Below are 20,410 nucleotides of genomic sequence, written 5' to 3' on the forward strand. Positions count from 1 at the left end.
TCGCTCTCCACCGTCAAGCGCATGGAGGAGAACGTCGCGGCGATCGCGCAGCGCTCCCGCCACCGAGCCGTGGACGCGCTGCGCCGGTCCGGCATCCGCTTCTCCCTGATGGAGGGCGAGGTCATCGGCGTCGGCTTGACCTGAGCCGTCCCGTCGGGCGCGCGGCCCTCAGCCGATCTGCGCCAGGGCCTGATCGACGTCGGCGATGAGGTCCTCGACGCTCTCCAGGCCGATGGAGAGGCGCACCGTCTCGGGGCCGACCTTGGCGGCGGCCTTGTCGGCGGGGCTGAGCTGGCGGTGGGTCGTGGTCGCCGGGTGGATCGCCAGGGACTTGATCTCGCCGATGTTCACGAGGTGGGAGATCAGCTTGAGGCTCATGATGAACTGGACCGCCGCCGGCTCGCCGCCCTTCAGCGCCACGGTGAAGATCGAGCCCGGCCCCTGCGGCACGTAGCGGGCGGCCATCGCTTCGCCCTCCTGGCCGGGGAGGGCGGGATAGCTGACCCAGGCCACCGCCGGGTGGTCCTTCAGGAAGGCCGCCACCGCCTTCGCGTTCGAACAGTGCCGCTCCATCCGCAGGGGCAGGGTCTCGATGCCGGTGAGCGTCAGGAAGGCGTTCATGGGCGACAGGCCGGGGCCGAGCTCGCGCATGCCGAAGACGCGGCAGGCCGAGGCGAAGGCGAAGTCCGGGAAGCGCTCGGTGAGCACGAGGCCGTCATAGTCGGCCCAGGGCTCGCTCATCAGGTTGTAGCGGCCGGGGATCGCCGCCCAGTCGAAGCGCCCGGCGTCGCAGATCACGCCGCCGATGGTCTGGCCGGAGCCGCCGAGGAACTTCGAGGTCGAGTGGATGACGATGTCGGCCCCGTGCTCGATCGGCCGGATCAGGGCCGGCGAGGCGAGGGTGTTGTCGACGACGAGCGGCAGGCCGTGGCGGCGCGCCACCGTGGCGATGCCGGCCAGATCCATCACGGTGGCGCAGGGGTTGACGATCGACTCGCAGATGATCGCCCGGGTCTCCGGGGTGATCGCGGCCTCGAAATCGGCCGGGGTCAGGCCCTTGGTGAACTGGGGCTTGAGGTCGTAGCGCCCGTCGAGGCGGTTCATCAGGCCGAGCGAGCCGCCGAAGAGGCGCGAGGAGGCGACGTAAGCCTCGCCGCTCTTCATCAGGGTCATGAGCACCATCAGCACGGCCGACTGGCCCGAGGCCACCGCGACGGCGGCCTTGGCGCCTTCCAGCGCGGCGACGCGGCGCTCCAGGGCGGCCACCGTCGGGTTGGAGCCGCGCGAGTAGGAGAACCCGGTCCGGCGCATGGCGAAGATGTCCGCCGCCTGCTGGGTGTCCTCGAAGACGAAGCCGTTGGTGAAGTAGATCGGCTGGGCCCGGGCGCCGGTGGCCGGGTCGGGGGCGGCGCCGGCATGGATCGCCTGGGTGGCGAAGCGATGGGTCTGGGTCTCGGTGGCCATCGGGGCCTCCCGTCTGTGAAGAGGTCGCGGTGAGCGGTCAGGCGGCGCGGTGGGTGAAGGCGCGCAGGGTCCGGACCAGGGTCGAGGGCTCGTAGGGCTTCGGGATGAAGCGCGCCCCGTCGGGCATGTCGTGCGGGCCGGGGGTGCCCATGCCGGAGACGACGAGGACGGGGATGGAGGGCCAGCGATGCGCCACGAGGCGGGCCAGGGCGAAGCCGTCCATGGAGCCGCGCGGCATGTCCACGTCGGTCATCAGCACGTCGACGTCGCCGCGGCTCTCCAGCACCGAGAGGGCGTTGTCGGCGTGGCTCGCCTCCAGAACCTCGAAGCCGGCATCCGCGAGCGTGTCGGCGGCTTCCATGAGAAGCAGCCCGTCGTCTTCGACGAGGAGAACGACAGGCAGATCCGTCGGATCTTGCGTCTCTGTCGAGGCTTGCCTCTCTGGCGGGTTCTGCGTCATCGGCGGCCGGACGATCTCGCGACAGGGGTGAGACGGGGGCCTAGGCCCCGCCAAGGGTGTCGTCAACAACGGCCGGTGTCGCGCATCCGTTTCACCGGAGCGGTGACGCGGCGCCCGGGCAACTCCGGGGCGAAGGCGATCGCCAGCCCCACGAGGGTCGCCAGGATGGCCAGGAACGCCGCCGCGTCGCTGATCTGTTCCACGAATGCCCAGTCCATCGAAGCCAAGGCCGACATCGCCACCTCCGGTGATCGCGCCGCGAGCCTCGGCCCAACATGGTAAAGAGACCGTTAACACCGCCCCGCTCAGGCGTTCAGCGCGGCGTCGAGGTCGGCGATCAGATCCTGTGGATCCTCGAGGCCGACCGAGAGCCGCACCACCTCGGGCCCCGCCCCGGCGGCGATCCGCTGCGGGTCGGTGAGCTGGCGGTGGGTGGTGGAGGCGGGGTGGATGATGAGCGAGCGGGTGTCGCCGATATTGGCCAGATGCGAGAACAGGCTCAGGCCGGAGACGAGCTTGACGCCGGCCTCGTAGCCGCCCTTCAGGCCGAGGGTGAAGACCGCCCCGGCCCCGTGCGGCGTGTAGCGCCGGGCGAGCGCGTGGTAGCGGTCGGTCTCCAGGCCCGGATAGCTGACCCAGGACACCGCCGGATGGCCCTGCAGGAAGGTCGCCACGGCGAGCGCGTTGTCGCAATGGCGCTGCATGCGCAGGGGAAGGGTCTCGATGCCCGAGAGGAGCAGGAAGGCGTTGAAGGGCGAGAGCGCCGGCCCGAGGTCGCGCAGGCCCAGCACCCGCACCGCGATGGCGAAGGCGAAGTTGCCGAAGGTCTCGGCCAGCACCTTGCCGGCATATTCCGGGCGCGGGGCCGACAGCATGGGGAAGCGCGCGTCGCCCACCCACGGGAAGGTGCCGCCGTCGACCACGAGGCCGCCGATGGAATTGCCGTGGCCGCCCAGGAACTTCGTCGCCGAGTGCACGACGATGTCGGCCCCGTGCTCGAAGGGGCGGATCAGGTAGGGGCTCGCCATCGTGTTGTCGACGATGAGCGGGATGTTGTGGCGCTTGGCGATCTCCGAGAGCGCCGCGATGTCGGTGATGACCCCGCCCGGGTTGGCGATGGACTCGCAGAAGATCGCCTTGGTGCGCGGCGTGATCGCGCGCTCGAAGGAGGACGGGTCGTCGGTCTCGGCCCAGACCACGTTCCAGCCGAAGTTCTTGTAGGAGTGGTTGAACTGGTTGATCGAGCCGCCGTAGAGCCGGTCGGCGGCGATGAACTCGTCGCCCGGCTGCATGAGCGCGTGCATCACCAGGAACTCGGCGGCGTGGCCCGAGGCCACCGCCACGGCGGCGGTGCCGCCCTCCAGGGCCGCGACGCGCTCCTCCAGCACCGCGTTGGTGGGGTTGGTGATGCGCGAGTAGATGTTGCCGAAGGCCTCGAGCCCGAACAGCGAGGCGGCGTGCTCGGCATCGTCGAAGACGAACGAGGCGGTCTGGTAGATCGGCGTGGCGCGGGCCCCGGTGGTCGGGTCGGGCAGGGCGCCGGCATGGATGGCCCGCGTGTTGAAGCCGGGCAGACGATCGGTCATCGCAAAAACCTCCCGGGCCCGCCGGCCCGCACACGCCCACCCTCTACGCCTCGGCCGCGACCGACGGAAGGGGGCGTCATCCGCTGAAACGAACGCTGGTTCTTTATGCCGGACGGGGAAGGGGGTCAAGGCACGCGATGACCCTCCCCCCTCCGCGGGGGAGGGTGCCCGCGGAGCAGGCGGGAGAGGGGGGCACCCTCTCCGATTGGGGCGCATCCTCATCCGACCCGCTTCGCGGGCCACCTTCTCCCGCAGGGGGGGAGAAGGCGATGCGCGCCAACGCTCCGCCCGCTCTAGGAAACCAGCGCTATCCTGCCGGTCGCGCCTGCGCTAAGGCCCCGGCCATGAGCCAGACAGCCCTCCGCCCCGCCGCGACCCGCCCGACGACACCCGCCGAGGCCGTCCCGGCCGCGCGCATCCTCATCGCCAGCTTCGTCGGCACCGCGATCGAGTTCTACGACTTCTACGTCTACGCCACCGCCGCCGCCCTGGTGATCGGGCCGATCTTCTTCCCGCCCGGCGATCCGGCGGTGCAGACCCTGGCCGCCTTCGCCACCTTCTCCATCGCCTTCATCGCCCGGCCCCTGGGCGCCGCGTTCTTCGGGCATTTCGGTGACCGGGTCGGGCGCAAGGCCACCCTCGTAGCCTCCCTGATGATCATGGGCCTGTCGACGGTGCTGATCGGCTGCCTGCCCTCCTATGCCACCGCCGGCTGGTGGGCGCCGCTCGCCCTCTGCGTCCTGCGCTTCGGCCAGGGCGTCGGGTTCGGCGGCGAATGGGGCGGGGCGGCCCTGCTGGCGGTGGAGAACGCGCCCCCGGGCCGGCGCGCCCTCTACGGCATCTTCCCGCAGCTCGGGGCGCCGGTGGGCTTCATCACCGCCAATCTCGGCTTCCTCGGCCTCGCCCTGGCCCTCAGCCCCGCCGACTTCCAGGCCTGGGGCTGGCGCATCCCGTTCCTGGCGAGCGCCGTCCTCGTGGGCGTCGGGCTCTATGTCCGCCTCAAGCTCACCGAGACCCCGGTCTTCAAGGCCGCCCTGGAGAAAGCCGCTCCGGAAAAGGTGCCGCTGGCGGTGATCTTCACGAAGTACATTCGGGCGACCCTGCTCGGCACCTTCGCGATGGTGGCCTGCTACGCGGTGTTCTACCTCTCCACCGTCTTCGCCCTGAGCTACGGCGTCTCGACGCTCGGCTTCACCCGGCCGACCTTCCTGCTCTTCGAATGCGTGGCCGTGCTGTTCATGGGCCTCGGCATCCCCCTCTCGGGCTGGGCCGCCGACCGGTACGGCCGCCGCCCCGTCCTCCTCTCCGGCCTCGTCTTCACCGCCAGCCTCGGCCTGCTGATGGGCCCGATGCTCGGCAGCGGCCAGGGCGGCCTCGTCCTCGGCTTCCTGTGCCTCGGCCTCTTCGCCATGGGCTGGCTCTTTGGCCCCATGGGCGCACTGCTGCCCGAGCTCTTCCCGACCCGCGTGCGCTACACCGGGGCGAGCGTGACCTACAACCTCGCGGGCATCCTGGGGGCCTCCGCTGCGCCGTACCTGGCGCAGCGGCTGAGCGAGTGGGGTGGTGTGGGTTGGGTTGGGCTTTATCTGGCGGTGGCGGCTGGGATTAGTTTTCTGGCCGTGGCGTTGATGCAGGAGACAAGTAAAATTACTGAAATCTAAGAAGCATTATCATGACAAAAATATTTTAAGAATATTCTACTTGGAATAGAGCATGAGATCTCTTCACTACCATTAAGAGCGTAAGTAGAAAGTGCGTGTAAATTAATGTTATCGTAAAAGAAAATATACTCGAAGTTGCATCGAATATGTAAAGTCCTACAAAAACGAATAGAACCAAGCAACAGAAAAGCACTAAATAAGAAATATTTGAATTTATCTCTCGAAGTAAAGTTTTTTTCCAAGTAAGCTTTTGCTCTTGCATTCTTGCAAGCCGTTCGTCTTGGGGCCTCGTCCAAGCGCGTTGGAAAATCCCAAATATTGCGACTTGGATATTCAGTAAAAGTGCAATAAAAATTCCAAAAAAAGTAATTGATATATTATATAACTCTTTGCTGAGAGCTGGATTTATCCAGAGAGTCAAAGACGCTAAGATAAACGGCACAGCAAAAAATATAAATATATCAATCATCGACAGTCGATTACTATTACTGTCCCGCAGAGTTAGAAGATGATCCTTGACTATCTGTCTGAAATCGACCTTCATCGCTTAATATCCCCAAGTGTTATATAGAAATCTTGCAGTAAAGCATCCACTTCGCCGCTGAGAGAATCGAACGTCGGATGACCATCTAATCCCTTTTTAATATCTGCCGATAAATCGATAACTCCAGCATCCGTATTACGTCCAAAGACGCCAACCCGCCTCAGTTTGTTTCCAACTTTAACTTCCGCAACTGCTTCATCAAAGTTGATACCCTCATGCATCATCAAGCCTGGGCCGTTTTTTTTCATTGAATCTGCTAGAGACCCTAGTCGCCCAAGGTATGATTTTTTTCTTGCTGTAAAAGTAACCTCGTAATCAATGGTTTCTGGAATATCCCCACCAAGCTGACGACTCGCGATGTCACTATTATAGTTCTTTTTTACAAGACGAAGGCGCTTTATTTCAGCATCTCTATACATTCCACCCCGAATACTACTTGGCATTAATTTTGTAAAAATTAACTTTATGCTTCCGTTATTCTCTTCAAATAGCTCTTTTATGGCGCTGAGGACTAAACCAACACAAGAGCGGCCTTGAAAAGATTGAAATGCAACAAATGCAGTATTTGAATTTTCGGGAAACCAAAATTCATAGAAAAGGGGAATCTCTTCGACGTCAGTAACCTTCCGTCGATAATTGTGCGTCTTCGTTTTTGTATCAACAAAATTACTTTCAAATCCAAACGTACCGTAATGCAAATACCCTTTATTATCGAATTCGTTTGCCTCTTTACTTTCGAAGTACCAACTTCTCTCCGCAGTGTCGTTTCGTGTAGGGGTAGCGTGACCTTTAATGAAATTAAAAATAAACTGCGCCGGAGGTTCCTTAGCAAGTTTTGAATCCAGAGACAGTAAAGAACTATCTGATCTCTTGTGTAGATTGATAGTATAAATTCTAACCCCAATTGAGGACGCCATAAAATTCCTCCCAAGCGCAAAACGCGCTACAACCTAAGGTATAATGCAGAGGAATTTGAAAAGTGGAAGCGATATTTTAGAAAATACAGAGATTTTGATGCAAAAATAGATCTCCTAACTATGTAAGATATTACCCTTGTTCTAAAAAGATTATTACTATATATATAAGTTAAGTTTACCTGTGGAGAAGTAAATCAAATTTATATCTCAATCTTCGGGCACCGATCCATCACTGCAACACACCCCGCCGCCTCAGCCCGCGAGGCGGCAGCATCATCCCGCACCCCGATCTGCATCCAGATGAAGCGCGGCGGCTGGGGGAGGGCCAGCGCCTCGTCCACCACGCCGCCGGCGGCGTCGGAACTCCGAAAAATCTCGACCATGTCGACGGGCTCGGGCAGGTCGGCGAGGCGGGCATAGACCGGCTGGCCCTGAAGCACCTGTCCGGCGAGCCCGGGATTGACCGGGATCACGCGGTAGCCGCGCTCCAGCAGGAAGGCCATGACGTGGTGGCTCGGCCGGGCCGGGTTGGCCGAGGCGCCGACCAGCGCGATGGTCCGGGTCTCGGCGAGGACCCGGCGGATCAGGGCGGGGTCGTAGGCATCGTGGGACTGGGGCATCCCCGATCTTGTCGGGCAAGCGGGGGCGTGCTGCAAGGCTTCGCGGGGTCTCGCCCCAGACGCGCGAAGCGTTGTCCAGTCGTCGCGCGGGGAACCCGCGTCTTCGGGTCGGTCGCCGCCCGATGAACCGGAGTGTCCGTCCATGTCCGAGACCCTGCCTCAGGCCCTGTCGCTGGAAGAGACCGTGGCCTTCCTCGAATCGGCCTTCCCGCAGATGGAGGCCGGGGGCCGGACCTATCACCTCGTGGAGGTCGGCCCCGGCCTCGCCCGGATGCGGATGGACCACCACGACCGTCACCTGCGCCCCGGCGGCACGGTCTCCGGCCCCTCCATGATGGCGCTGGCCGACTACGCCCTCTACGCGGCGATCCTGGCCAGCCTCGGCCCCGTGGCGCTCGCCGTCACCACCAGCCTCAGCTTCAACTTCCTGCGCAAGCCAGGGCCCACCGGACTCCTCGGGACCGCCCGCCTGCTCAAGCTCGGCCGCCGTCTCGCCGTCGGCGAAGTCCACATCACCGGCCCGGACGGCGATCCCCTGGTCTGCCACGCCACCGGCACCTACGCGATTCCGCCGGGGGCCTGAGGGCGACGCGCGACGGGGTCGACGCCGAGCCCGAACCCCCGCGACCTCGACACGACCCGCGCGGTATACGCAGGCGTTTTCCAACCGGTGGACCACCGGACCGCTTCGCCCCGCGGGTTCGCTGTGGCCCGGTTCGCGCGTAGCTGGTAGAGATCCGGCGCTGACCAGGGGAGACGACGATTTCCGACGATGTATGGGTGACCGGCCTGGGCCTCCTCGCCGTCTTTGCCCTCGTGCTCGCCAACGGGTTCTTCGTGGCGGCCGAATTCGCCCTCGTCTCCGTCCGCAAGAGCCGGGTCGCCGAACTGGTTTCCGAGCGACGGACCAACGCCCGATCGCTCCAGCGCGCCACCGATCAGCTCGACGCCTACCTGGCCGCGACCCAGCTCGGCATCACGATCTCCTCCCTGGCCCTCGGCTGGGTCGGCGAACCGGCGCTGGCGCATATCATCGTGCCGGCATTGAGCTTTTTGCCGGAGCCCGTCGGCACCACGGCCGCCCACACCATCGCGGTGGTCATCTCCTTCGTCATCATCACGGCGATGCACATCGTGCTGGGCGAGCTCGCCCCGAAGAGCCTCGCCCTCCAGCGCAGCGAGCGCACGGCCCTCGCAGTGGTGCGGCCCCTGGGGGTCTTCCTCTTCGTCTTCCGCCCGGCGATCCTCTTCCTGAACGGCCTCGGCAACGGCGTCGTCCGGATGTTCGGCCTGCAGACGGGACACGGCGAGGGCTCGCTGCACTCCACCGCCGAACTGAACCTCCTGGTCCAGGCGAGCCAGGAGGCCGGCCTGATCCGCGAGGCGCAGCAGGAGGCGGTGCAGCGCATCTTCTCCATCGGCGAGCGCCGCGTGCGCGATATCATGACCCCGCGCCACGAGGTCGAATGGGTCGATGCCGACGAGGAGCCGGAGGCCATCCTGACCTCCGTGCGCGCCTGCGACCACGCCCAATTGGTGGTGAGCCGCAGCGAAGTCGACGAGATCGTCGGCGTCGTGCGCAAGCAGGACCTGCTCAACCAGCTGCTCGACGGCAAGCCCGTCAACGTCCTGGCCGTGACCCAGCCCCCGATCGTCGTGCACGAGAGCATGTCGATCCTCGCCGTGCTGGAGACCTTCCAGGCCAAGCCCGTGCGGATGGCGGTGGTGGTCGACGAGTACGGCAGCCTGGAAGGAATCGTGACGCAGACCGATCTCCTGGAGGCGATCGCCGGAAACATCCCCGAAGTCGGCGACGAGCCGAACGTGGTCGAGCGCGAGGACGGCTCGCTCCTCATCGACGGCATGATGCCGGCCTCGCAGGCCTTCGACCGCCTCGCCTTCGCCGAGCATCCGGATTCCGACGACTTCACCACACTCGCCGGCTTCGTGATCTTCCGCCTCGGCCGGATCCCGGGCACCGGCGACCACTTCGAGTCGCATGGCTGGCGCTTCGAGGTCGTCGACATGGACGGCCGCCGCATCGACAAGGTTTTGGCGACGCCCCTGTCCTGAGGGCCCAGCGGGTTCGGGGGACAGCTGCGCACGATCGACGGCAAGCCGCGCCCTTGGCGGATCGCGTTGACGCCCACGGGGGCCGGGAGGCCGCGCCGAATGCGGTTTCCAGGGCACCTTCGAGGACCTCGCCGCTCGCGGGAGCGACGGGCATGCGCGCGTTCGGGCTCATAGGACGACGCATGAATGGCGAGTCGTCCCCCTCACGCACCACGCGAAATGGAGGGCGAGGGCGTCTTGCAAGCACCGGATCTGGAGGTCCGCCGAGGGGACCAACCGATGACCCGCGGCCTGCGAGGTTCAACCGGCCACCCCGACCTCCGCAAGGGCACCAGCCGGGCAGTCACGGCGCTTCTGCCGAGCCATGGCACGTACTGCGCCTCGCTCCTCCTCGGGAGAGCCGACGCTCGAAGGCGCCGGCGAGAGCGCTCTACAGCGGCTCGATCGGAGGGCTACGGACGCGCTGACCTGTGCAGGGCGGGGGCCTCATGGCAAACGCCGCACCGGAGCCGCAGCGGTTACAGGATCGCACGACACAAGCGTCTCGCTGACGCGCACGCGCTCGACCGATATGAAGCGAAGGGTGCAAGCCCGCAGACGTACTCCTCCAAAACTCCGGATGGGACGAGTTGCGAGGCGAGCGCTGGCTCAAGACATCGGCACGTCACGCAAGCAGGCGGACCGGATAACAACACGAGCGGCGCGGACCGAGCGGAAACCCGATCAGCGCCCCATCGCCGGTGCAGACCATGTCGAAAACGGTCTGCACGCACCTTGGCGCGTGCAGACCTGATCCAAACTCAGGCGTCGACTTTCTTGCGCGGGCCGCGACGCTTCTTTTCGGCTTGCGGGACCTCGGCGGCCTCCTCCTCGGGCGGCGGAGCGGACACGGTTTCCTCCGGCGCGCTCTTGGCTACACCCTTCCGGCGCTGCTGACCGAGACCGAGGGCTCGGGCCAACTCGGAACGCTGCTCCGAGTAACTTGCCGAAGTCATCGGATAGTCGGGCGCGAGGCCCCACTTGGCCCGATACTGCTCGGGCGTCAGGCCACGCAGGGTGAGGTGGCGACGCAGCGTCTTGTACTGCTTTCCGTCCTCGAAGCTGATCAGATAGTCCGCTGTGATCGAGCGGCGGATCTCCTGGGGAGTCGCCTTCGGCGGACCCGCCTCGGCTGCCGGCGTGCCACTGGCGGTGACGCCACGGATCGCCTCATGCACATCACTGAGCAGCTTAGGAAGCTCCGCGCTCTGTACATGATTATTGCTGACGTAGGCCGAGACGATGTCGGCGGCCAGGGTGATGAGTCGAGCTGCGTCGTTGTCTGTTTCGGTCATGTTTCGTAGCCAATCTGCATAAGAGCCGATGTTGTCTTGAAGCGTAGGCTCAGATCTTTTTGCAAGCAAGATGTTACATCACAGAATGAGCGATTTTTCATCCTGTCCATGTGGATCATTTATCAATTTTTCGCGTATCGCCTGCACACTTTGCAGCAGTCGCGCTCCAGTTGCCCAACAAGACCATCACGGATCGAGCAGGAGCGGAAATCTACGCATGATCCGAGAGACGATGCTGGAACAAACCATTCCGTCAGCGCAACAGGATCGGGTTTTGACCGAATCCGTCCCTCAAAGAACGCTCGGCATTGTTGACGCGTTCGCAAACGGCGGTTTCACCCTACGCGGACAGACGGAAATCCGCGCCTCATCGAGAGCATCGACTGCTGTTCCGACGGTCTCCCACAAGATTCGGACCGACCATCGGACATAACGTTGCGTTCGATAGAACACTTTTACGGTGTTCGCAATGAATGGAGGAGAGTTCGTACAGCATCAGCCAGAAATGCTTGGGGAAGGCCGTGCCGGCATCTGACCACAGATCGTCGGTGAGGAAGGTGGGTCGCCATTTTCTGGTTTGCCCATAGTTCTTCTTCACGAAGGCCGCAGCGATCTCACGTGGATGAGAACCTGTCTGTGATCAGGGTAAAGTGTTGTCGATCGAGGCTTTGGTACAGCGTCGGCCCGCGCAGCACAGCTACGGCGTTCGGCACACGAATCCGGTGGCGACGCGGCACACGCATCCCGTGTCGGGTACGACCTTCTCGACGTGTACCGTCCCTACCCGAGAGAGCGCCCCAAGCGAACGGGGCAGGGGTGCGCTCCGAGGCGTTCAGTCGAGCCCAAGCATCAGGGTGATGTTCTGTACGGCTGCCCCCGATGCCCCCTTACCGAGATTGTCGAGGCGAGCAACGAGGACGGCTTGTCCATAGGCGTCTTTGCCGAAGACCCGCAATTCGAGCCGGTCGGTGTCGTTCAGGGCTTCCGGCTCGATCCGCTCATCTTCGTCGGCGGGGATCACCCGGACGAGATCCTGCCCCGCGTAATAGGCACGAAGGGCGGTCTCCAGATCCGTGACATTCGGTGAGCCCGGCAGGGTATCGAGGTGCAGCGGCACGCTCACCAGCATGCCCTGCCGAAAGTTCCCCACCGACGGGATGAAGATCGGCCGCCGCGTCAAACCGGAATAAGCCTGGGTCTCGGGCAGATGCTTGTGGCCGAGACCCAGGCCGTACAGCAGGAAGGGCTCCCCCTGTCCCGCCTCGTAGGTCTCGATCATCGTCTTGCCGCCACCACTGTAGCCGCTGACCGCGTTAATGCTGATCGGGTAATTTGCGGGGATCAGCCCGGCCTCCACCAGGGGGCGGAGCAGAGCGATCGCGCCGGTCGGGTAACAGCCGGGATTGGCCACGCGGCGTGCTTCCCGGATCGCCTGCGCCTGGAGGGGGTCGAGTTCGGCGAAGCCATAGACCCAGGCCGGATCGACCCGATGGGCCGTGCTGGCGTCGAGAATGCGGGGCCCGCCGCCCGGCAACGTGTCGGCCAGGGCAACGGTCTCCTTCGCGGCGGCATCGGGGAGGCACAGCACAACGAGGTCGACCGCCTGCAGAAGGTTGCGCTTCACCGCGATGTCCTTGCGGCTTTCATGCGGAATGCTCTTCAGGGCGATGCGGCCGTCGCGCTCGAGTCGCTCGCGAATTCCGAGACCGGTGGTCCCTGCCTCGCCGTCGATGAAGACCGTGGGCTTCCGCCCGACACCGTTCTCGCTCATGGACACCTGATATCCTTTTCGTCGAGTCGACGAAGACGCATCCTGCATCGACCCGTATGCGCCACGTGGCCGGGACGCTTCGTCAAGTCAATGTCTTCGCGACGCTCGAAGAAGGGCGGATGACGGGCGATCAAGCCTGTGTATCGTTTCGCCTTGCCTGGAACGGCGCCGTCGACTGGCCTGTTATGGGCCAAAGGAACCAGCAATCGAGGAACAGCGAATGTCGGCCAGCGCGGAGAAGAGTGATCCCAAGCTCTGGGAGAAGGTGAAGAACGAGGTCACAGCATCCGACAAGTGCGGAAAACCCGGACAATGGTCGGCACGCAAGGCGCAGGCTGCGACCAAGGCCTACAAGGATGCCGGCGGCGGCTACAAGGGTAAGAAGTCGGACGACAACCACTTGAAGCAGTGGACCGAGGAAGAGTGGGACACCAAGTCCGGCAAGAAAAGCGGCGAGACGGGGGAGCGCTACCTGCCCAGGAAGGCGCGCGATTCGGTGTCCAAGTCCGAATACGACCGGTCGTCGAAGAAGAAGCGGGCCGATTCGGCCAAGGGGAAGCAGTTCTCGAAGCAGCCCTCCGACGTCGCGAAGAAGACCGCCGCAGCGCGTAAATCCCAATCCGGTAAGACCAAGGCGGACCTCATGAAGGCGGCACGGGAAAAGGACATTCCGGGACGCTCGAAGATGTCGAAGAGCGAACTCGAGCGCGCCCTTCACGCCTGATCCATCAGGCGACCAGCGTTCCCCAGGACGGTTGCCACACGTTGTGCGGGTCGATCACAACGATCTCACGATCGCTCTCGTTCGCGACATGGACGGCGATGCCGAAGGCTTGGGCGACCGGAAGAGTGCCGGTGGTGCTGAAGAGGCAGCCGTCGGCGAGCTTCACTTCCCCCGTCGTCGCGCCGTCCACCTGTGCGAGACAGAGGGTCACTGCGGAGGCGTCGGGCTCGGTCACGCGTCGGAAGGGCTTGGCCATGGGGACTCGTCTTTCTGAGGCTCAAAAAGGAAAGGGCGGCCGAAGCCGCCCTGACCAGACACATCTCGAAGGAAGCGCTTAGCGCTTCGAGAACTGGAAGCTGCGGCGGGCCTTCTTGCGGCCGTACTTCTTGCGCTCGACCACGCGGCTGTCGCGGGTGAGGAAGCCCTCACGCTTCAGCGGCGAACGCAGCTCCGGCTCGTAGTACGTCAGCGCCTTCGAGAGGCCGTGGCGCACGGCGCCGGCCTGGCCCGACAGACCGCCGCCATGCACCGAGACGGTGATGTCGTACTGGTCGACGCGGTTCGCGATCTGCAGGGGCTGGCGCAGGATCATGCGCAGCACCGGACGGGCGAAGTAGGTCTCGACGGCGCGGCCGTTGACGACGACCTTGCCGGTGCCCGGCTTGATCCAGACGCGGGCGACCGCGTCCTTGCGCTTGCCGGTGGCGTAGGCGCGGCCCTGGGCGTCGAGCTTCTGAACGTGGACCGGGGCGGCGTTCTCCGGCGACTCGACGTTCGCGCGGTTCAGGTCGGAGAGGGACTGAAGGGTCGCCATGATCAAGCGCTCACGTTCTTGCGGTTGAGGCTGCCGACGTCGAGCGCCTGCGGCTGCTGGGCGGTGTGGGGATGCTCGGAGCCTTTGTAGACCCGGAGGTTGCCCATGATCTGACGGAAGAGCGGGCCGCGCGGGAGCATGCGCTCGACGGCCTTCTCCACGACGCGCTCGGGGAAGCGACCGTCGAGGATGAACTTGGCCGTGCGCTCCTTGATGCCGCCCGGGTAGCCGGTGTGGTGGTAGTACACCTTCTGCTCGCGCTTGCGGCCGGTGAACTTCACCTTCTCGGCGTTGATGACGATGACGTTGTCGCCGCAATCGACGTGGGGCGTGTACGCGGGCTTATGTTTGCCGCGCAGGCGCATGGCGACGATGGAGGCGAGCCGGCCGACGACCAGGCCCTCTGCATCGACGATGATCCACTTCTTGTCGACGTCGGCGGGCTTCAGAGAAAAGGTCTTCATCCCGTGGCGTTCCGTATGGTGTCTGGACAAAACGATGCGCCGTCGCGTGCGGGACGCGACGGCGTTGGCGGCTGCATTAGGCCGCCAACTGCGTTTCGTCAAGACGGACAGGCTCTCTTCCACGCCAGTGAAACGCCGAAAGGTGCGATCTTTCAAGCCTTTCGAGCACGAGGTATCGGGTTACCGCATGACGATCCGCTGATCGCGGGGATCTCGTCTCGTGCTCCTCAAGGCCTCACGGAAGGCCCTTGAGCGAGCGATTCGTCGTCAGGAAGACGCGGCGTCTGTCACGCGAACGCACCCTGCACGCACAGACGAGCGAACGTGCAGGGCAACCGACTGGGCCGGGTAATTTGCGAGATCAGCGGTCCGCCTTGTCCCCGGCCAGGGTCAGTTCGATGTAGCGCAGGGTGGTCGGACGCACGAGGTCGCGTACCTTGCGCGCCATCGCCTCTTCTTCCCGCAGGGATTGCTGGAATCCCGTAAGCGCCGTCTGCTCTCCGGCGGCCTCCGCAATGGCGAGGAGCGACTCGTAGGCCGCGATCTCGAAGTTCTCGAAGGCATGGTTCGCGAAAGCGTTCTTCAGGATCTCGTCCTGGGCGGGCATATGCCCGAGCGCCATCATGTTTCCGACGAAGCCGAGCACACCCTCCTTGAGGCTCGAGGGACTTTCGGAAAGGCTGTGCAGGGCTTCCTCCAGGCGGGTCCGCTGACCGTGCGTCTCCTCGATATGACGGCGCAGGGCCGCCTCCATCTCGGGGTAGCGCTGCAAGCGCTCGACCTGCCGCTCCATGATCTGAAGCGCCTGCATCTCGAGTGCATGCGTGTTCTTCAGAGCCGTGACATAGATTTCGCGCGTCTCAATAGCCACGTTTCTCGTCTCCTGATCGGTAGCGAAGGCGTTCGCCGTCGTTACGAGAAGATCTCCATCGCGGCTCATGTTCCGGCGCAACCTGCGACATCTGTGGGTGCCGCCGCCGCGACATGCCAGCATCGAGGAGCGCCACGGTCGCAAACCGCTGACCCGCATCGACGTGGAGATGTGGCCACGCTCAGCCTCGCTGCAGCCGCTCCAGTTCCGCCTCCGCGGCCAGCGCCCGCGCCTTCCACGCATCGCGCTCGGCCTCGGTGGCGCGCGCCGCGGTCTCGGCACGCTGAGCGCGCGCCGCCTGGGTCGCGGCCAGGGCCTGAGCCCGTTCGCGGGCGCGGGTCTCGCCCGCCATCTGCACCTTCAGGTCGCGGGGCGTGGCCATCGCGGCATTCCTTCATTCCGGTCCGTGGGGCTGCCTTCCCGCGCCGGTGCGCCGGGGTCAAGGTCCGCGCGGCTAGCAGCGCAATCTCAGACGGTCCTCGAGAAGGTAGACCCGGCCCAACAGGAGTCGGCGTCGGCCCGGGAGATCCCGAGGATCAGCCCCTCCGCCGCAAAAAGGGCACCGCAACAGAAGCCGCCCGAGACCCGGCCGGTCAGGCTCGCCCCCGTCGCAGGCGAGCGAGGCCGATCGCAGCATGGCGAGCCCCCCGACTCAGAGACCGGATCCCCTTAGGACGGTTCGGGAGCATGAGGCGCTTCAGGCGAAGGGGGCCTGTCGTCTCGGGACCAGCGGCACATCCGAGGTGCTGTCCCGTCGCCGCATCGTGCGCGAGCCGGCCAGCCCCGCAAACCACATCGGCCATCCGGGGCCGGCGCGGCTGCGAGGGGGCCAAGGGATCCTGATGCGACCCTTATGAAACGACGCCTCGTTGCCGCTCGAACCCTCACGCGCCGCGACGCAAATTCCTCCTGCGATCCGACACCGGGATCGTGCGAACCCACGAGCCATCCATGCCCCGTCCCCGTCCGGTCACGCCCGTCAGCCCGATCTCGGGCCCCGACACGCCACGCTTTGTCATCGGCCAAGACGGGCGGGGGTGCTGGGTGGCCATCGAAGTCCATGGCCGGGCCGGCGGCCTGTTCCGCACCTGCCAGGCCGCGCTGCACTATGCGGTGGAGGCGACGGCGCATCGACCGGATGCCGTCAGGATCGCGGTGGAGCGCGTCGAACTTCGGATCTGAGGGAGCGAACGGCGTTCGGACCGGCTCTCAACCGCCGGTCCCGAGCCCATTCCGGCGCAGGGCAGCGTGCAATCCCGGCGCGTCACGGGCGGTGCGCAGGGCCACCGCGACGTCCGGATCGCGCAGCCGCCGGGCGATGCAAGCCAGCGCAGTCACCGAGACGTCCCGGGGGTCCGCCGGCAGGAGCAGGAGCGCGACGAGGTCCACGGGACACCCATCAATGGCCTCGAAGTCGAGGGGATCGCGCAGGCGGGCCAGGAACCCGAAGGGTCGGTCCAGGCCGTCGAGGCGCGCATGCGGCAGGGCGATGCCGTCGCCGATCCCGGTGGAGCCGAGGCTCTCGCGCGCCGCCAGGGCCGCGCGGATCGGCGCCGCCTCGCGCCCGAGGGCGAGCGCCGCCCGGCGCGCCAGGTCGACGAGGAGCGCCGCCTTCCCGGCCGTTCGCAGACCGCAGATGACGCGGTCCGCGGGCAAGAGATCGTCGACGGTCATCGGATTGGTCCGCCCCCATCGTCGGGCGCGCGCAGGCGGTAGCCGACGCCGGTCTCGGTGAGGAGGATCCGAGGGCGCTCGGGATCGGCCTCGAGCTTCTGACGGAGTTGGCGCATGTAGACCCGGAGATATTGCGGGTCGGACGAGGTCGAGACCGCGTTCATCAGCTGGGCGTGGGTCAGGGCCTTTCCGGCATGCTGCACCAGGACCCGCAGGAAATCGTATTCCCGCGGCGTCAGCTTCACCTCCGCGCCGCAGACGCGGACGATGCGGCGCACGAGGTCCACGCTGAGGCCGTCGATCTCGAACAGGGCGCGCTCGCCCTGGACCGCCAGCTGATGACGCAGGGCCGCCCGCAGGCGTGCCAGGAGTTCACCCATGCCGAAGGGCTTGGTGACGTAGTCGTCTGCGCCGAGGTCGAGGGCCTCGACCTTGCCCGGCTCGTCGTCGCGGCTCGACAGGACTACCACCGGGAGGTCGCGATGATCCTCGCGGATGCGACGAAGAAGATCATGCCCGCGCATATCCGGCAGGCCGAGGTCCAGAATGATCAGGTCGATCGTCTCGCGGGCCAGGATCTCAAGAGCGACGCGCGCGTTCGGCGCCTCGAAGATCGTGTAGCCCTGCGTTGCCAGCCCCATTCGCAGGAGTTTGCGGATGGGCGGCTCGTCATCGACCACGAGAACGGCGGGGCTCATGCGGCGAGGTCCGAGGCGGTGGCGCTCGTGGCGGGCACCGGGAAGAGGAGGGTGAAGACGGCGCCGCTGCGGTCTTGCCGGTTGCCCGCCGTGAGCGTCCCGCCCATCGCCTCCACGAAGCCACGGGCGATGGCGAGGCCGAGTCCGGTCCCGGCCCGCACGCTGTCGCCCTTCCGAGCGCGATAGAACTTGTCGAACACCCGCTCCCGCTCCGCCTCCGGCAGGCCGTCGCCCGCGTCGATGACCTGAAGGCGGACCTGGGACGGCCCGCCGGACGGGCCGGGGACGATCTGCGCCGTCACCGTGACGGTCGAGCCGTCCGGGGCGTACTTCGCAGCGTTGTCGAGGAGGTTGACCAGGACCTGTTCGAACAGGACCGGGTCGAGGCGAAGGGCCGGGAGATCCGGTGCAAGGTCCAGGAAGACCCGGTGCTCGGCCAGGATCGCGCCCAGGCGGCGCAGGGCGGTGTCGACGATCTCCGCCACGTCCTGTGCGGTCAGGTTCGCCGCAACCGCGCCGGCCTCGAGCCGAGTCATGTCAAGGAGATTGACGATGAACCGGTTCAGCCGCTCGGATTCGGCGATGATCGTCGCCAGAAGGTCGCCTTTCGCCTCCCGGCCGAGATCGGCGTCGAGGTCGCGCAGGGTCGTGGCGGCCCCGAGAACCGAGGACAGGGGTGTCCGCAGGTCATGGGAGATCGAAGTCAGCAGGGCCTGGCGCAACCGGTCGGTCTCGGCATCGCGTTCCGCCCGCGCCAGATCCTCCACGAGGCGAACCCGTTCGATGGCGAGGGCGCCCATGTCGGCGAGGGCATCGAACAGCCGTCGATCCTCGGGCGTGAGGATCGGTCCGCTACCGTCCGCGTCGAGACCGATCACCCCGATGGGACCGCGACCTGTTCGCGTCGGTATGAAAATACGACGGGCACCCGGAAGCGTATCGGCCCCGCGTCCCGCCGGCCGATCGTTCGCGAAAGCCCACTGCGCCGCGGCAAGATCCGCCGCGTCGAGGCGGTCCTCGGGGGGATACCCGGCCCGGACCGTCACCGTGTCGCCCTCGGGCAGCAGCAGCACGACCCGTACGTGCAGCATCGCGGCGATCTGCGCGGAGGTCGCCCAGAGAACGTCGTCGAGGGTTCCGCAGGCGGAAAGCTTGCGGCTGAAGCCGTAGAGACGCTCCGTCGCCCGCGCCCGGCGCTGGCTGACCACCGCCACCGCCCGAGCCCGGGCGGCGAGGTTCGAGACCAGCACGGCAACCAGGGTGAACAGCAGGAACGCGGCCACGTTGGTCGGGTCGGCGATGGTCAGCGTGTAGACCGGCGGCAGGAAGAAGAAGTTGTAGGCCAGCGACGCGGCGACCACGGCGGACAGCGCCGGCCCCAGGCCGAAGCGCGCCGCGACCGCCACCACCGCGGTGAGCAGGAACAGGTCTGCGTTCTCGACCCCGAGGTAGGGCTGCAGCCCGAGGGCAAGGCCGAGGCCGGCGAGGATGGCCAGGGCGGCGAAACCGTAGCCGGCGCCGTCGACGGCGGGTCGGACCGGGGCCGTCGCCACCCTCTTGGGGGAGACGGGCGCTGGCAACGTCTCACCGGGCACGACGTGGATGCTGATGGCGCCGCTGCGGCGCACGAGATCGTGGACCACCGAGCCGTTGAAGAGTTCGAACAGCCAGGACCGCGTCGCCTTGCCGACGACGATGTGATTGACGTTGGCGCCCCGGGCATAGGCCAGGAGGTCGTCGGCGACGCGCCGGCTCCCCGGCAGGGTCACGGCGTCGCCGCCCAGCCGATCGGCGAGGCGCAGGGCGTCGGCGACCCGATCGCGGTCCGCTTCGCTGAGGCCGAGGCTCCGCGCGCCCTCCACCGTGACGGCAGTCCACGGCGCGTGCAAGCGATCGGCCAGACGCTTGGTGTAACGGACGAGGCCGGCTGAGCGCGGATCCTCGCTCACGCAGACCATGACCCGCTCCCCGGCACTCCAGGGTCCCGCGATGGCATGAGCCTGCATGTGGCTGAGGAGTTCGTCGTCGACCCGATCGGCGGTCCGCCGCAGGGCGAGTTCGCGCAGAGCGGTCAGGTTGCCGCGGGAAAAGTAGTGGCGTAGGGCACGCTCCGCATTGGCGGGCACGTAGACCTTGCCGGCCTTCAGGCGCTCGATCAGGTCGTCGGGATTGAGGTCGACCACCTCGATGTCGTCGGCCCGGTCGAGGATGCCGTCCGGCACCGTCTCGCGCACCCGGATGCGCGTGATCTGCGCAACGACATCGTTCAGACTCTCGACGTGCTGAATATTGAGGGTCGTGTGCACGTCGATGCCGGCGGCGAGCAATTCCTCGACATCCTGGTAGCGCTTGGGATGGCGCGAGCCCGGCGCATTGGTGTGAGCGAGTTCGTCGACCAGCGCCAGGGCCGGGCGTCTTACCAGCAAAGCGTCGAGGTCCATCTCGTCGATGACGCTGTCATGGTAGGGGACCCGCCGGCGCGGAACGACCTCGAAGCCCTCGATCAGGGCCTCGGTCTCGCTGCGGCCGTGGGTCTCCACGACGCCGATCACCACGTCGGTCCCGCCCTTGAGGCGAGCCCGGCCGATCGTGAGCATCTCGTAGGTTTTGCCGACCCCGGGAGCTGCGCCGAGGAAGACCTTGAGGCGGCCCCGTCCCGTCTCGTCCCGGCGCGCGCGGTCGAGCAAGGCCTCGGGCGAGGGACGCTGGCGCTCGCGGACATCCTCACTCATGGA

The 20,410-nt window shown here is 65.7% G+C and carries 21 protein-coding genes; 5 read left to right on the top strand and 16 right to left on the bottom strand.

Annotation, left to right across the window (positions count from 1 at the left end; all coding sequences use genetic code 11):
* Positions 1-168 precede the first annotated feature (168 nt).
* The 4 genes from ASF18_RS10230 to ASF18_RS10240 all read right to left on the bottom strand — a co-directional run bounded on the left by ASF18_RS10230 (position 169) and on the right by ASF18_RS10240 (position 3,510).
* Positions 169-1,464, bottom strand: coding sequence for an aminotransferase class I/II-fold pyridoxal phosphate-dependent enzyme (locus tag ASF18_RS10230; protein ID WP_056351265.1), 1,296 nt, complete (start codon positions 1,462-1,464; stop codon positions 169-171).
* A 37-nt stretch (positions 1,465-1,501) separates the two neighbouring features.
* A complete protein-coding gene (locus ASF18_RS10235) occupies positions 1,502-1,924 on the bottom strand; it encodes a response regulator (RefSeq protein ID WP_056222496.1) in 423 nt (140 codons plus the stop codon).
* A 62-nt stretch (positions 1,925-1,986) separates the two neighbouring features.
* Positions 1,987-2,160 carry a hypothetical protein gene (locus ASF18_RS23660; RefSeq protein ID WP_156389653.1) on the bottom strand — a complete coding sequence of 58 codons (174 nt, stop codon included), beginning with the start codon at positions 2,158-2,160 and terminating at the stop codon, positions 1,987-1,989.
* Positions 2,161-2,229: 69 nt separating this feature from the next.
* A complete protein-coding gene (locus ASF18_RS10240) occupies positions 2,230-3,510 on the bottom strand; it encodes an O-acetylhomoserine aminocarboxypropyltransferase (protein WP_056351268.1) in 1,281 nt (426 codons plus the stop codon).
* A gap of 344 nt (positions 3,511-3,854) precedes the next feature.
* Here ASF18_RS10240 and ASF18_RS10245 point away from each other — a divergent pair, with 344 nt between their 5' ends.
* Positions 3,855-5,171, top strand: a complete 1,317-nt coding sequence (locus tag ASF18_RS10245; RefSeq protein ID WP_244472655.1) for an MFS transporter — start codon at positions 3,855-3,857, stop codon at positions 5,169-5,171.
* A 540-nt stretch (positions 5,172-5,711) separates the two neighbouring features.
* On the opposite strand, the gene ASF18_RS23665 is transcribed toward ASF18_RS10245, so the two are convergent.
* Both ASF18_RS23665 and ASF18_RS10250 read right to left on the bottom strand, forming a co-directional pair.
* Positions 5,712-6,632, bottom strand: a complete 921-nt coding sequence (locus ASF18_RS23665; protein WP_156649769.1) for a hypothetical protein — start codon at positions 6,630-6,632, stop codon at positions 5,712-5,714.
* Positions 6,633-6,832: 200 nt separating this feature from the next.
* Positions 6,833-7,252 (bottom strand): CoA-binding protein, encoded by a 420-nt coding sequence (locus ASF18_RS10250; protein WP_056351270.1) that lies wholly within the window; start codon positions 7,250-7,252, stop codon positions 6,833-6,835.
* A gap of 142 nt (positions 7,253-7,394) precedes the next feature.
* On the opposite strand from ASF18_RS10250, the gene ASF18_RS10255 reads away from it, so the two are divergent.
* A complete protein-coding gene (locus ASF18_RS10255; RefSeq protein WP_056351272.1) occupies positions 7,395-7,835 on the top strand; it encodes a PaaI family thioesterase in 441 nt (146 codons plus the stop codon).
* 197 nt (positions 7,836-8,032) lie between these two features.
* Complete coding sequence (locus tag ASF18_RS10260; protein WP_274534758.1) at positions 8,033-9,325, top strand: hemolysin family protein; 1,293 nt, start codon at positions 8,033-8,035, stop codon at positions 9,323-9,325.
* An 800-nt stretch (positions 9,326-10,125) separates the two neighbouring features.
* Here the strand turns inward: ASF18_RS10260 and ASF18_RS10265 are convergent.
* The gene (locus tag ASF18_RS10265) at positions 10,126-10,659 is read right to left on the bottom strand and encodes a MucR family transcriptional regulator (protein WP_056351275.1); all 534 of its coding nucleotides are present in this window, start codon (positions 10,657-10,659) and stop codon (positions 10,126-10,128) included.
* Positions 10,660-11,491: 832 nt separating this feature from the next.
* Entirely contained in the window at positions 11,492-12,430 is a 939-nt protein-coding gene (gene argC / locus ASF18_RS10270) for an N-acetyl-gamma-glutamyl-phosphate reductase (protein ID WP_056351277.1), read from the bottom strand.
* A gap of 220 nt (positions 12,431-12,650) precedes the next feature.
* Between argC and ASF18_RS10275 the strand changes: the two genes are divergently transcribed.
* Entirely contained in the window at positions 12,651-13,154 is a 504-nt protein-coding gene (locus ASF18_RS10275; protein ID WP_056351279.1) for a hypothetical protein, read from the top strand.
* 4 nt (positions 13,155-13,158) lie between these two features.
* Here ASF18_RS10275 and ASF18_RS10280 read toward each other — a convergent pair whose 3' ends face one another.
* The 5 genes from ASF18_RS10280 to ASF18_RS10300 all read right to left on the bottom strand — a co-directional run bounded on the left by ASF18_RS10280 (position 13,159) and on the right by ASF18_RS10300 (position 15,685).
* A complete protein-coding gene (locus ASF18_RS10280; RefSeq protein WP_056351282.1) occupies positions 13,159-13,410 on the bottom strand; it encodes a hypothetical protein in 252 nt (83 codons plus the stop codon).
* A gap of 78 nt (positions 13,411-13,488) precedes the next feature.
* The gene (rpsI, locus tag ASF18_RS10285; protein ID WP_056222465.1) at positions 13,489-13,968 is read right to left on the bottom strand and encodes a 30S ribosomal protein S9; all 480 of its coding nucleotides are present in this window, start codon (positions 13,966-13,968) and stop codon (positions 13,489-13,491) included.
* 2 nt (positions 13,969-13,970) lie between these two features.
* Positions 13,971-14,432: a 50S ribosomal protein L13 gene (gene rplM / locus ASF18_RS10290; protein WP_056184577.1), complete on the bottom strand. Its 462-nt coding sequence runs from the start codon at positions 14,430-14,432 to the stop codon at positions 13,971-13,973.
* A gap of 361 nt (positions 14,433-14,793) precedes the next feature.
* Positions 14,794-15,303 (bottom strand): ferritin-like domain-containing protein, encoded by a 510-nt coding sequence (locus tag ASF18_RS10295; RefSeq protein WP_056222947.1) that lies wholly within the window; start codon positions 15,301-15,303, stop codon positions 14,794-14,796.
* A gap of 181 nt (positions 15,304-15,484) precedes the next feature.
* The gene (locus tag ASF18_RS10300; protein ID WP_056222462.1) at positions 15,485-15,685 is read right to left on the bottom strand and encodes a hypothetical protein; all 201 of its coding nucleotides are present in this window, start codon (positions 15,683-15,685) and stop codon (positions 15,485-15,487) included.
* Between the two features lie 569 nt (positions 15,686-16,254).
* On the opposite strand from ASF18_RS10300, the gene ASF18_RS10305 reads away from it, so the two are divergent.
* Positions 16,255-16,485, top strand: a complete 231-nt coding sequence (locus tag ASF18_RS10305; RefSeq protein WP_056351283.1) for a hypothetical protein — start codon at positions 16,255-16,257, stop codon at positions 16,483-16,485.
* Between the two features lie 27 nt (positions 16,486-16,512).
* On the opposite strand, the gene ASF18_RS10310 is transcribed toward ASF18_RS10305, so the two are convergent.
* From ASF18_RS10310 to ASF18_RS10320, 3 genes are read right to left on the bottom strand one after another with little or no spacing between them, the layout of a single operon-like run.
* Positions 16,513-16,977 carry a PTS sugar transporter subunit IIA gene (locus ASF18_RS10310; RefSeq protein ID WP_056351285.1) on the bottom strand — a complete coding sequence of 155 codons (465 nt, stop codon included), beginning with the start codon at positions 16,975-16,977 and terminating at the stop codon, positions 16,513-16,515.
* A complete protein-coding gene (locus ASF18_RS10315; protein ID WP_056351287.1) occupies positions 16,974-17,675 on the bottom strand; it encodes a response regulator transcription factor in 702 nt (233 codons plus the stop codon). Before ASF18_RS10315 ends, ASF18_RS10310 begins: the two co-directional genes overlap by 4 nt.
* On the bottom strand, positions 17,672-20,407 hold the full coding sequence (locus ASF18_RS10320; RefSeq protein WP_056351289.1) for a sensor histidine kinase KdpD: 2,736 nt from the start codon (positions 20,405-20,407) through the stop codon (positions 17,672-17,674). Before ASF18_RS10320 ends, ASF18_RS10315 begins: the two co-directional genes overlap by 4 nt.
* Positions 20,408-20,410: the final 3 nt, after the last annotated feature.

The sequence above is a fragment of the Methylobacterium sp. Leaf89 genome (genome assembly GCF_001422215.1).
Classification (GTDB): Bacteria; Pseudomonadota; Alphaproteobacteria; order Rhizobiales; family Beijerinckiaceae; genus Methylobacterium.

What these genes read in the sequence shown, in the direction of transcription:
- ASF18_RS23665 (WP_156649769.1), bottom strand. Translation starts at nt 6,632, where the DNA reads ATGGCGTCCTCAATTGGGGTTAGAATTTATACTATCAATCTACACAAG.
- ASF18_RS10245 (WP_244472655.1), top strand. Translation starts at nt 3,855, where the DNA reads ATGAGCCAGACAGCCCTCCGCCCCGCCGCGACCCGCCCGACGACACCC.
- ASF18_RS10255 (WP_056351272.1), top strand. Translation starts at nt 7,395, where the DNA reads ATGTCCGAGACCCTGCCTCAGGCCCTGTCGCTGGAAGAGACCGTGGCC.
- ASF18_RS10310 (WP_056351285.1), bottom strand. Translation starts at nt 16,977, where the DNA reads ATGACCGTCGACGATCTCTTGCCCGCGGACCGCGTCATCTGCGGTCTG.
- ASF18_RS10240 (WP_056351268.1), bottom strand. Translation starts at nt 3,510, where the DNA reads ATGACCGATCGTCTGCCCGGCTTCAACACGCGGGCCATCCATGCCGGC.
- ASF18_RS10235 (WP_056222496.1), bottom strand. Translation starts at nt 1,924, where the DNA reads ATGACGCAGAACCCGCCAGAGAGGCAAGCCTCGACAGAGACGCAAGAT.
- ASF18_RS10250 (WP_056351270.1), bottom strand. Translation starts at nt 7,252, where the DNA reads ATGCCCCAGTCCCACGATGCCTACGACCCCGCCCTGATCCGCCGGGTC.
- rplM (WP_056184577.1), bottom strand. Translation starts at nt 14,432, where the DNA reads ATGAAGACCTTTTCTCTGAAGCCCGCCGACGTCGACAAGAAGTGGATC.
- ASF18_RS10305 (WP_056351283.1), top strand. Translation starts at nt 16,255, where the DNA reads ATGCCCCGTCCCCGTCCGGTCACGCCCGTCAGCCCGATCTCGGGCCCC.
- ASF18_RS10275 (WP_056351279.1), top strand. Translation starts at nt 12,651, where the DNA reads ATGTCGGCCAGCGCGGAGAAGAGTGATCCCAAGCTCTGGGAGAAGGTG.
- ASF18_RS10280 (WP_056351282.1), bottom strand. Translation starts at nt 13,410, where the DNA reads ATGGCCAAGCCCTTCCGACGCGTGACCGAGCCCGACGCCTCCGCAGTG.
- argC (WP_056351277.1), bottom strand. Translation starts at nt 12,430, where the DNA reads ATGAGCGAGAACGGTGTCGGGCGGAAGCCCACGGTCTTCATCGACGGC.
- ASF18_RS10300 (WP_056222462.1), bottom strand. Translation starts at nt 15,685, where the DNA reads ATGGCCACGCCCCGCGACCTGAAGGTGCAGATGGCGGGCGAGACCCGC.
- ASF18_RS10230 (WP_056351265.1), bottom strand. Translation starts at nt 1,464, where the DNA reads ATGGCCACCGAGACCCAGACCCATCGCTTCGCCACCCAGGCGATCCAT.
- ASF18_RS23660 (WP_156389653.1), bottom strand. Translation starts at nt 2,160, where the DNA reads ATGTCGGCCTTGGCTTCGATGGACTGGGCATTCGTGGAACAGATCAGC.
- rpsI (WP_056222465.1), bottom strand. Translation starts at nt 13,968, where the DNA reads ATGGCGACCCTTCAGTCCCTCTCCGACCTGAACCGCGCGAACGTCGAG.
- ASF18_RS10320 (WP_056351289.1), bottom strand. Translation starts at nt 20,407, where the DNA reads ATGAGTGAGGATGTCCGCGAGCGCCAGCGTCCCTCGCCCGAGGCCTTG.
- ASF18_RS10265 (WP_056351275.1), bottom strand. Translation starts at nt 10,659, where the DNA reads ATGACCGAAACAGACAACGACGCAGCTCGACTCATCACCCTGGCCGCC.
- ASF18_RS10315 (WP_056351287.1), bottom strand. Translation starts at nt 17,675, where the DNA reads ATGAGCCCCGCCGTTCTCGTGGTCGATGACGAGCCGCCCATCCGCAAA.